We start from the raw sequence: 10,683 nt of genomic DNA, 5'->3' as shown, positions 1-10,683 counted from the left end.
CTGGCACTTGGGTTAAGGCTTCCAGGAGATTGACCTTCATAGCAAGCAAATGACTCGATTAAACTATGGCTGCAAGATTTAGTTTACGCTAAATTCTGGTCGTCCTAATTTTCTCTCATCACAATGAATTAGCCCTGCCCTACAAGAGGGGGGATGACAAAGGATGCTATCGCTTTTTTGGCACGGGAGAGGGGAGCAAGATAAGATATAGCCGACTACATTTTTGATCATTAATACTTCCGGTTCCCCTTCTCCCTTGATGGGAGAAGGGGTTAGGGGAAGAGGGTGAAAATTGCTTCCCTATAGATACAGTTTAATTCCACAATTAACCAACGGCAAAATCGGTAAACTGCCGCATATAAGGACTATGAAATCCTAATACTATATCCTCCCGATTCACGCCCAATTCCATCAACTCATCGGCTAAATGTGCCTCAGTATTATTAAGCTGTATCCATACCTTACCATCCGGCTTAATATCGATATGCATTGAGCAACTGTGGATTCGTCTGTCGTTGTGCCAACCCACACTCACCACTTGATAATGGTCGCGTTCAGTATCAAAAATTGTTTGTACGTCCACCTGTACGTTTATCGGTTTATAGCTGCCATATTTGGTTAAGACTTGCTGGACGGCTTGACGATATTGTTCTAGTTTATCCATTGCACAATTATTTAGCCTACAAAATTTTAGCTTAAGTCAGTACCATTCAAATTAAGTTTAAATTGATTAGAAATCATGCCACGCCAGCCTCGTCAATTCAAACCTGGATACTCATACCATATCACCGTTCGCTGTAATAATCGTGAGTTTCGTCTCACCCGCTTGGAATGTCGGAAAGTATTACTGTATGCCATCAAAAAATCACAATATAAATACAGGTTTAAAATCCAATAACGCTAATCCTAAATCTGCTGGGATGCAGCAGGGCTATTTTTATGATTTCAGTAATTATGGTATTCATGACAGACTGGGTGATGATGGATTGACGCAATGGCATCCAGCATTTTTATCTTTGGGGAAGACATTAGAGGAATGTGCGGCAAAGTATCGCGGATTCTGCAAAAAATATCGCCCTCAACCAAAACCTGAAAAGCGAAATCATTGGGGAAGTCGGTTGTTAGCGGGATTGAGTGTTAAGGGAAAACCGAAAAAGTCATCGCCAGGACAAATGCTTCTACCTTGGGCGCAGTGGGAAGCGCCGGAGGGGGAAGTACATGAGGTGGCTGACAAATTTGTCTTGGCTAATTGCTTTAATCCCCAGATAGCTTCTTTGGGGTTGGGGCGGTGCCAGGTATGGTCAACGTAGAACTCGCAAGACTTCGTGGATTTTGCCTCTGTTGTAAATTGTTACATTCTGCTGAAACCTTTATATGTTACATTTTACAAGTCTCGACGCGAGAGAAGAAATAACCCCAATCCACAATCCCTCCAAATCATCAACTAATATCCAAGGCCCAAATCCATCCCACACTAACACATGGCACACCCCTGGCAGATGCCCCTGGGGAGCATTTAGGCAAAAGGAAAGGTTCTCTTTTCCCTGTTCACGCCAACCCAACACGTCCGCATACTTGTTGTAGATGTCTCCATCATACACGCCTGGTTGACCCCCTACACTTTGCCAAATTCGCTTTTGCACAGAAAAACCAAAGCGTCCATTACTGTATTTTACCCAGAGACGGTCAATCGTTCGCAGGTCAGTACAAGAAAATTTGTCTATATCTTCTCTTTCAACATTCCGCCACTTTTCTTTGCCGATAACAGCCAACATTTTATCTGCCGTTTCTTCATCTGCTTCTTTCCACTCTCCAGCAGCTAATAAATCTCGCAGTCGGCGGTAATCGATACCACATTCTGAACTCAAATCATCACCCGAATTCTGGGGAATCAATAACCGCAACCATTCCGACACCGATTGAGGACGATTTTCCGGTTGCAGTTCCATCCCCGTCAAAATCCCTTGATTCACCCTATCACTCACGTTAGAATTCAGCGCCTGTGGTGGTTGTAACGAATCCCGCACCACTCGCATAAATGCTGGCGGTGGTACTTTTGTCGTTAGTAAACAATACAGCGTCGCCGCTAACCCATACACATCCGTATATTCTCCCCGATGTGCCTGTTCATCATACTGCTCAATCGGCGCAAAACCGGGTGTGACATGAACACTATGGGTTTGAGTAAGATTAGGGATAAACTCCCTAGCAATGCCAAAATCAATGAGTACCGCTTCTGATACGCCAGAACGCACCATAATATTCTGCGGTTTTAAATCTCGATGTAATAATCCCTTATCATGAACCACCGTCAGTGCTTCCCCAATCTGTTGGATATAGCCTAATGCTTCAGCTTCTGATAAAGGATGGCGATTTCTCACCCGTCGCCATAAGTCTTCCCCCTGGATATATTCCATGGCGATACAGGGGAGTGATTGTTCATGGAAGACATTTTCAATCTGGACAATATGGGGGTGTCTACATACAGCTAATCGGGTAGCTTCCCGCTCAAAATCTCGCTGGTATTTATCGCGAAACTCGATAAAGTCTGGATTTGTCATCACCTCGTCTGTCAGGGTTTTGATGACGAGGGAGTTGCCTTTTCTGTCTTTTACCAGGTAGGTGATACCAAAGCCACCTTGACCGAGTTTGCGTTCAATGACGTAGCGATGACCGTGTAATTGCTGTCCCTTAAGCCAGACCATTGATGATTTTTGCGATAATCCTGTCTTGATTGTGCCACAATCGCTGGATGGAATCAGGATGTCTGTTGATTAGGGGTGTCATGGTTAAGCTATCGCCCCCTCACCCCCAACCCCTCTCCCACGCCGGGGAGAGGGGAGTAAGATAAGACATGGCTAGCTACATTTTCTATTATTAATACTTCCGGTTCCCCTTCTCCCTTGATGGGAGAAGGGGTTAGGGGAAGAGGGTGAAAAATGCTACCATCTAGATATACTGTGATGATATAATTAGCTGACAGCAAAATCGTCAAAATTTTGCATATAATATAATGACAACGTATTGGATAAAGTTAAATTTAAATAAATTATCTACCAGAGAGCATCATTAAAACTGATCACTATAGAATATTAAATTTAATCAATTGAAACAATGCCTCAATACGACCTGTATCATAATGAAGTTAAAAACGCTTTGAGTAAAGATGGCTGGACAATTACCGATGATCCTTACACATTAGACTATAAAGGGCTGCGCTTATATGCAGACTTGGGAGCAGAAAAATTATTAGCAGCAGAGAAAGAAGAACAAAAAATCGCTGTTGAGATTAAAGTCTTTAATAGTCCTTCACAAGTTACGGAACTGCAAAAAGCAATTGGTCAGTATAATATGTATCACAGTATATTAAAGCGTGTTAGCCCTGATCGAAAACTCTTTTTAGCGATTTCAGAGGAAGTGTACAACGATTTTTTCCAAAAACCAGCGATTCAAGATATTATCAGCGATCAAAAGATTCACTTAATTGTTTTTAATCCAGATCAGGAGGTGATTCGCCAATGGCTCAACTAGAACATAAATTAGACCATTACCGAAAAATAATTGCCCAAATTATTCAAAAACATGGTCAATATAAACCCAGCTACGGAGAAATAGAAGCCTTAATTGTCAGTGATGCAATAACCGATAATTATTTATTACTGGATACGGGATGGGATCGAACGGGACGAGTTCATGCTGTGGTGTTTCATCTCAGAATTATTGAAGAAAAAATTTGGATTGAAATCGATGGCACAGAGAAAGGAATTGCCCTGGAATTAATAGAGTTAGGCATTCCTAAAGAAGATATTATCTTAGGTTTTATTCGCCCTCAACACCGCCATCTTACCAATTTTTCGATCGCTTGAAATTCAATAATCTTCTATTGCCTCTGCTTTTAATTGGCGAAATCTCTGTCGTGCTGGAGAAGGATTCTGTTTTTGCTCGTCTCGCTGTTGACGGCAAAACGCTAACCAATCTGCCAAGTAAGCCCTCACTTCTTCGGTGTTGTGTAGATAGTAAAGAATCGTCGCGTAAACCTGTTCTAGGGTAATACTTTCAAATTGTTTGGCGATTTATTCAGGGGTTTTAGCTCTGTAAATATACTCGTAAAGAACGCTTTCAATCCCGATGCGACTGTCCTGAATGCGGATATCATCAGGAGCAAGAAAATTGAAGTAGTCTCGAATTTGCATAATAAGTAGCCTGTCCCATTAGGGGGAATTATTTGGATTAATTCTGAATAACTGAGACGCTACAGTGGTAATGGTGCGTTACGCTACGCTAACACACCCTACATATAGAATTCGTGCGTCCTAAGTGTGGTTGATTTTAGGATTTGCCGCCTGCTAGTCTAGCATAGTCAGTCCGGAAGAAGCCGTCCTATCTTGGTTCAATTTTCCCGAATAAAAACTTCTCCCCATCTCCCTCTCAACCCATCACTGTAATGATGGGTATTCAACCGGACATGATATTAGTTGTACTATTGTGTTTCTGGCTGAATCGGTTGTGAGGTTGGCGTAATCTCAGGTGTAGTTTCCGGCGGTGGTGTTGAGGGTGGCTTGAGCGCTAAAAACCCAGCAATCATACTCAAAATCCCAGCAATTGTGCCAATAATCGTTAACCACATCGTCAAATCCCAATTGCGCCAGGGTTGGGGAAATTGAGGCACAACCCCCAATAAATCCAACCATTCCGGCATCGTTTGGGGGCGTTCTTCCGGGGCTAACGCCATCCCTCGGAGAATCGCCTGATTCGTGCGATCGCTCATTTTGGGATTCTCCTCTTGCGGTGGCTTCAATTTAGCCCTTGCCAAACTGCGATCGCGGACACTGGGCGGTTTTTCTCCGGTTAGTAATTGATACAATGTGGCGGCTAAGGAATACACATCGGTATAAGCGCCGCGTTCGGCATCCACATGATATAACTCCAGGGGTGTAAACCCATCAGCAGTTGTCGGATTAATCGTCGTCAACGGGTGATCAAATCCCACCGCTAACCCAAAATCAATTAACACCGCCTCCCGTTTCCCCTGACGCATCATAATATTCGCAGGTCTAACATCTCGATGCACCAAGTTATTCTCATGCACCACCATCAGCGCTGACCCAATCTGGCGAATATAGCGTAAGGCTTCTTTTTCGGTCAGTCGGTTGGCATGGGTTAAATCTTGTCCCTGAATATACTCCATGACAATACAAACTTGCTGACCTTCTTTAAACGAATCCTTAACCCGAACAATATGGGGGTGTTTGCACTGCGCTAACTTCACCGCCTCTTGCCACAACTTATCCTGAAGCCGATTAAGTTCTGCTGGAGTAAGCTGATTGAGTAACGTATCACTCAGGGTTTTAATCACACAGCGTTGGGACGTGCGATCGCGGGCTAAATAGGTTATCCCAAACCTTCCTGATCCTAACGCTTTCTCAATCGTATATTTGCCACGTTGCAACTGCTGTCCCGCCGACCAAGCCATTGCCGATTATCTCAAATACTGCCTTGATTGTGGCATAAGTCATTCGTCTTATGTCATTCGTCATTCGTCTTATGTCATAAGTAGGTGGACACAATTAAAGTTATTAACCCGTTAAAACGGGACGCGAGCTCTTAGCCCGTAGACGCGGAGCGGCTTCTCTTCGAGTATTTTAATGCAGGGCTGACTAACTTCCGACACCAACGAAACGGGGGTTACTTTATAAAAAAATGTGAAAATATGAAACCCTAGAAGCAATTATTTTGTATCCTATCTCTAGCCGTCTTCAATGAGAACCTAAACCTTAATGAATCCTAGCCACTGAACCGCAGCAAATCTAACCTTTTATTAAACTCAACCTCGCATTTAAACGCCAAAATGATTGACAAACTGTAACACAGACTACAAAATATCTCTGATTTTGACTTTTGACTTGGTACAGATGTTGCTTTTAACGTCTCTAGACAGTCTTCCATCCGCTTAGTTGGTCACCGATCACCGTCAACGACCGATTGGTGAGGATTTGCCGCCAAAATAGCCTAGGGACTTCATCACCATCGCCAATTTACCGAATGACACCTTAGCACTAACTATACCCTACTCTAAACTTGAGGCATCACTATGGGAAAACCAACTGGCTTTATCGAATATCTCCGCGAATTGCCCTCGGAACTGCAACCCGACAGTCGCATTGGCAACTGGGATGAGTTCCATCTGCCCATGCCAGAGGAAAAACTCCAAACTCAGGCGGCGCGGTGTATGGACTGCGGCACGCCATTTTGCCATACCGGAACCATGATCAAGGGTATGGCAAGCGGTTGCCCAATCAACAACCTGATTCCAGAGTGGAACGACCTGATTTATCGGGGTCGATGGCGCGAGGCACTCGATCGCCTGCACAAAACCAACAACTTCCCCGAATTCACCGGTCGCGTCTGTCCAGCGCCCTGTGAGGGGTCTTGTGTCCTGGGTATCCATAACCCCCCCGTGACCATCAAAAATATCGAATGTTCGATTATTGACAAAGGCTGGGAGGAAGGCTGGGTCGAACCTGAACCCCCAACCAAGCGCACCGGGAAAAAAGTCGCGATTGTGGGGTCTGGACCGGCTGGACTCTGTGCGGCTGCCCAACTCAATAAAGCCGGTCATTGGATCACCGTATTTGAACGGGAAGATCGTCCCGGCGGCTTACTCATGTATGGTATCCCTAACATGAAATTGGACAAAAAGCAAGTCGTCCAGCGTCGCCTTGACCAGCTTGAACAAGAAGGGGTTAAGTTTATCTGCAACACTGAGGTGGGCAAAGACTTCCCCACCGAGAATCTACTCAAAGAATTTGACGCGGTGGTACTCTGCACGGGCGCGACCAAACCACGGGATTTACCCATCGAAGGACGGGAGTTAAAGGGTATCCACTTCGCCATGGATTTCCTGACGGCTAATACCAAGGCACTTTTAGATAACAGCAAAAACGGCAACTTTATCTCCGCTGAAGGCAAAGATGTGGTGATTATCGGCGGCGGTGATACGGGAACCGACTGCGTTGGTACTTCCCTGCGTCACGGGTGTAAGACTCTGGCGCAACTGGAAATCATGCCCCAGCCGCCCCTAGAACGCGCCCCCGACAACCCCTGGCCCGAGTGGCCCAAGATTTATCGCATGGATTACGGGCAGGAAGAAGCGGCGGCGAAGTTTGGCGCTGATCCCCGTTCCTATCTCACCACCGCGACGAAGTTTGAGGGGGATGAGAAAGGACATGTGAAAGCGGTGCATACAGTGACAATCGAGTGGCAGAAAAATGAGCAAGGTCGATTTATTCCCAGTCCGGTTCCAGGTACGGAAAAAGTGATTCCCGCCCAACTTGTCCTCTTAGCCATGGGTTTCCTAGGTCCCGAACAACCCCTACTAGATGCCCTCGGTTTAGAACGCAATGCTCGGAGTAATATAAAAGCCGATTATGGGAAGTATGCCACCAGCATTCCCGGTGTCTTTGCCGCCGGAGACTGTCGTCGGGGTCAGAGTTTGGTGGTTTGGGCATTCAACGAAGGACGAGGTGCTGCCCGTGAGTGCGATCGCTATTTGATGGGGAGTACAGATTTGCCAGGTTAATCCCAGAAGGTTCCAGACGTGTAATAGCGCGTCTTTTATGATGGTTCGGGTTCCCCTTCTCCCTCGATGGATGAGGGTGAAGCGGTTCCCAGAGTTATCGGTGGGGAGGGCGGGTTTTGTTGTTCATTGAGTAGTGACAAGTCGTTTGAGTGGCTAAACCCGCCCCTACAATTTTGGCTAAACCTGTCCCGACAATTAACCGATTAGTTCAGGGGAATGGAACAGCAAGAGTTCAGCAACGCATTTACCAAACTCACACCGCGACAAAAGGAAGTTTTACAGCAATTTGTCGCCGGAAAGAATGATGGGGAAATTGCGGCGGAACTCTGTATTTCTCAAGGTACGGTGCGAAAACATATCCAGAATATCTGTCAGATATTTGCCCTAAACAATGACGAAGATAAAGGATCATCTCACCGTTCTAAGTTAATTACTGCCATTGCCCATAATTTACCCCATTTAATCCCAGGGGATAATCTGACGGCGACAAATCAACCTCAAATTATTCTGAGTTATCATTGTGGCACTGATCCGGATAAAAGCCTTGCGACGCAATTAGAAACGGCGTTAACTGCCCAAGGATGTCAGGTGTTCATTGCCAATGGTAGTCTCCGCATGGCAACCCAGGGATTGCAGCAAATCTACGCCGAATTAAACCGTTGCGATCGCGTGGTGTTATTGTTGTCTCCTCTGGCGGCGTCGAGTGAGATGGTAACCGAAGAGGTGCAATGGGCAAAACGGCGGCGAGATCAACATCCGCAGGGGAAACCGGATATTTTGGCGATTCGGATTAATTGCCCTTGGACATTACTCAACCATGACTTACGCGGTTATCTCAAAGGGGTGTCCCAGCAGGAATGGCGATCGCCTGAAGATACGGCTGTTGTGTTAAATTCAGTTCAGGATTGGCTTTGTAGTGATCAATCCACCGTTACTCCAGAAGGCAATCCCAAATCCGCAACGTTTCCCAGTCCCTATTCCCTCACCCCCAATCATCCGCCTCAACCTGTCGCCGAACCGGAATTACCACGAGGACAAGTTGAGTTAGCTTCGGCGTTTTATGTGGAACGTCCAGGTGTTGAACAACGTTGTTATGAAGCCGTGGCTAAACCGGGTTCCTTAATCCGAATTAAAGCGCCGCGACAAATGGGTAAAACGTCGTTAATGGCACGGATTTTACATCAGGGAACTCAGCTTAATTATGCCACAGTTCCGTTAAGTTTTCAATTAGCGGATAGTAATGTTTTTACGGATTTAGATGGCTTCTTGCAGTGGTTTTGTGCAGTGATTACTTTAGAACTGGAATTACCGGATCGCTTGGAGAAGTATTGGAGTAAAACCTTTGGCAGTAAGGTGAGTTGTAAGTCCTATTTTGAGCGGTATTTATTAGCAACGATTGCCACACCGTTGGTGTTAGGGTTAGATGAAGTGGATCGGGTATTTCATTATTCTGAACTCACGGCTGATTTTTTTGGCTTGTTGCGATCATGGCATGAAGAGGCGAAAAATCGGGAAATATGGCGTAAATTGCGATTAGTTGTGGTGCATTCAACGGAAGCCTATATTCCCATGGATATTAATCAGTCTCCATTTAATGTAGGATTACCGATTGATTTACCGGAATTTGCAGCCGAACAAGTTCAAGATTTAGCCCAGCGTCACGGATTAGCCTGGGAATATAATCAGGTAGAACAATTAATGGCAATGGTTGGGGGTCATCCTTATTTAATCAGACTAGCGCTGTACGCGATCGCACGTCAAGAGATTACGTTAGCGCAACTGTTAGCAACAGCGCCAACAGATGCTGGATTGTATGGCGATCATTTGCGGCGACTTATGTGGAATTTATCCCAACATCCTGAGTTGGCTACTGCTTTAAAAAAGGTAGTGACTGCGGATTATCCCATACAATTGGAACCGATGCAAGGATTTAAGTTACATAGTATGGGATTGGTGAATCTGCAAGGGAATGAAGTGACGCCTCGGTGCGATTTGTATTGTCAATATTTTCGGCTGCGTTTGAATCGTGTTCATGATTCTTGAGGGAGTTGATGGGAAAATTTGGTAGTTGATTTAACGCTCCAGGTAGCAGAGGGAAGCGCTCCAGGTAGCAGAGGGGCTGAAAAGATAGAATAAGGTGATCTATTGTTTACCTGAGAGTATCAAGTTCTGCGATCGCACTCTATCGTTATCTACAATAAGGCTTATGGATAGGGAGAGGGGATCAATAGAATTCGGTTCCCCTTCTCCCCACGGAGGGAGAAGGGGTTAGGGGATGAGGGAGAAAATTATTAATTTATAGCCATTTTGGTAGAACACCCAACACCTGATATCAACGATGACTCAAGCCCAAACTCAACCTCAACTCTACACCTTTGATGAATTTATCAACTGGTATCCCGAAAATTCAGACGTTCGGTACGAACTGCATGACGGAGTAATTATCGAAATGCCCAAACCCAAGGGACAACATTCAACTCTAACAGGTTCCCTGATCGAACAACTTTTCATAATTATTCGGCAAATGGGACAAGGTGGCATTTGGACGATTCCTAGAGAATCAATTGTGAAACCCAAACGGGAAAAATCAGGTTATGAACCCGATATCATCGTTTTAAACCAAGATGTTCTTGGTGCAGAATCCCGATGGGAAAGTGAATCGATTATTCAAAATCCAGATTCAGTTAAATTAATCATCGAGGTTGTTTCAACGAACTGGCGTGACGATTACTATAATAAACTTCGAGATTATGAAGAGATGGGTATTGAGGAATATTGGATTGTCGATTATGCCGCATTGGGACCAATAAAGTTTATTGGCACTCCCAAACAACCCACATTTTTTGTGAATACTTTGGTTGACGGAGAATATCTGATGACGCCATTTACAGAAAACACTCCCATTGTTTCGCCTACGTTTCCCCGGTTTACAGCTCTTTGCGCTGTAATAAAGTACAGTAGATCAAAGTCCCCCTTTTTAAGGGGGATTTAGGGGGATCGACAATGTACCGCATAGCAGAGCAAACTGCTGTAATTTCTCTCCACAACAAGTTTTTACTCTGAGTTTTCGGTGAAAAACCAATAGCGAGCGAGACGCTCGCACT

General features: G+C 45.0%; 8 protein-coding genes and 2 pseudogenes. 6 read left to right on the top strand and 4 right to left on the bottom strand.

All coding sequences use genetic code 11. The features are described 5' to 3' along the window. Positions 1–325: 325 nt before the first annotated feature. Entirely contained in the window at positions 326–664 is a 339-nt protein-coding gene (locus RID53_RS34420; protein ID WP_446392371.1) for an element excision factor XisI family protein, read from the bottom strand. Between the two features lie 75 nt (positions 665–739). Between RID53_RS34420 and RID53_RS34415 the strand changes: the two are divergent. Then, positions 740–1,310: pseudogene (locus RID53_RS34415) on the top strand (hypothetical protein). Positions 1,311–1,370: 60 nt separating this feature from the next. Here the strand turns inward: RID53_RS34415 and RID53_RS34410 are convergent. Then, positions 1,371–2,705: a protein kinase domain-containing protein gene (locus RID53_RS34410; RefSeq protein ID WP_446392370.1), complete on the bottom strand. Its 1,335-nt coding sequence runs from the start codon at positions 2,703–2,705 to the stop codon at positions 1,371–1,373. 409 nt (positions 2,706–3,114) lie between these two features. Between RID53_RS34410 and RID53_RS34405 the strand changes: the two genes are divergently transcribed. Then, positions 3,115–3,531 carry an element excision factor XisH family protein gene (locus tag RID53_RS34405; protein WP_446392369.1) on the top strand — a complete coding sequence of 139 codons (417 nt, stop codon included), beginning with the start codon at positions 3,115–3,117 and terminating at the stop codon, positions 3,529–3,531. Next, positions 3,519–3,866, top strand: a complete 348-nt coding sequence (locus tag RID53_RS34400) for an element excision factor XisI family protein (RefSeq protein WP_446392368.1) — start codon at positions 3,519–3,521, stop codon at positions 3,864–3,866. Before RID53_RS34405 ends, RID53_RS34400 begins: the two co-directional genes overlap by 13 nt. Before the next feature lie 3 nt (positions 3,867–3,869). Here the strand turns inward: RID53_RS34400 and RID53_RS34395 are convergent. Together RID53_RS34395 and RID53_RS34390 are read right to left on the bottom strand one after the other, a co-directional pair. Next, positions 3,870–4,193: pseudogene (locus RID53_RS34395) on the bottom strand (DUF433 domain-containing protein). Between the two features lie 287 nt (positions 4,194–4,480). Continuing rightward, entirely contained in the window at positions 4,481–5,473 is a 993-nt protein-coding gene (locus RID53_RS34390) for a serine/threonine protein kinase (RefSeq protein ID WP_446392367.1), read from the bottom strand. Between the two features lie 618 nt (positions 5,474–6,091). Here RID53_RS34390 and gltD point away from each other — a divergent pair. From gltD to RID53_RS34375, 3 genes are all read left to right on the top strand, one after another. Continuing rightward, positions 6,092–7,579, top strand: a complete 1,488-nt coding sequence (gltD, locus tag RID53_RS34385; RefSeq protein ID WP_446392366.1) for a glutamate synthase small subunit — start codon at positions 6,092–6,094, stop codon at positions 7,577–7,579. Between the two features lie 216 nt (positions 7,580–7,795). Beyond that, complete coding sequence (locus tag RID53_RS34380; protein WP_446392365.1) at positions 7,796–9,622, top strand: AAA-like domain-containing protein; 1,827 nt, start codon at positions 7,796–7,798, stop codon at positions 9,620–9,622. 295 nt (positions 9,623–9,917) lie between these two features. Then, a complete protein-coding gene (locus RID53_RS34375; protein ID WP_446392364.1) occupies positions 9,918–10,571 on the top strand; it encodes a Uma2 family endonuclease in 654 nt (217 codons plus the stop codon). Positions 10,572–10,683 lie beyond the last annotated feature (112 nt).

The sequence above is a fragment of the Coleofasciculus sp. B1-GNL1-01 genome (assembly GCF_040220235.1).
Taxonomy (GTDB): Bacteria; Cyanobacteriota; Cyanobacteriia; order Cyanobacteriales; family Coleofasciculaceae; genus Coleofasciculus.
The sequence above is the reverse complement of the archived record's forward strand: the minus strand, read 5'-3'. Positions and strand labels throughout refer to the sequence as shown.

Bases quoted from the DNA above. Each gene is read 5' to 3' on its own strand.
- RID53_RS34420 (WP_446392371.1), bottom strand. From the start codon at position 664: ATGGATAAACTAGAACAATATCGTCAAGCCGTCCAGCAAGTCTTAACC.
- RID53_RS34410 (WP_446392370.1), bottom strand. From the start codon at position 2,705: ATGGTCTGGCTTAAGGGACAGCAATTACACGGTCATCGCTACGTCATT.
- RID53_RS34405 (WP_446392369.1), top strand. From the start codon at position 3,115: ATGCCTCAATACGACCTGTATCATAATGAAGTTAAAAACGCTTTGAGT.
- RID53_RS34400 (WP_446392368.1), top strand. From the start codon at position 3,519: ATGGCTCAACTAGAACATAAATTAGACCATTACCGAAAAATAATTGCC.
- RID53_RS34390 (WP_446392367.1), bottom strand. From the start codon at position 5,473: ATGGCTTGGTCGGCGGGACAGCAGTTGCAACGTGGCAAATATACGATT.
- gltD (WP_446392366.1), top strand. From the start codon at position 6,092: ATGGGAAAACCAACTGGCTTTATCGAATATCTCCGCGAATTGCCCTCG.
- RID53_RS34380 (WP_446392365.1), top strand. From the start codon at position 7,796: ATGGAACAGCAAGAGTTCAGCAACGCATTTACCAAACTCACACCGCGA.
- RID53_RS34375 (WP_446392364.1), top strand. From the start codon at position 9,918: ATGACTCAAGCCCAAACTCAACCTCAACTCTACACCTTTGATGAATTT.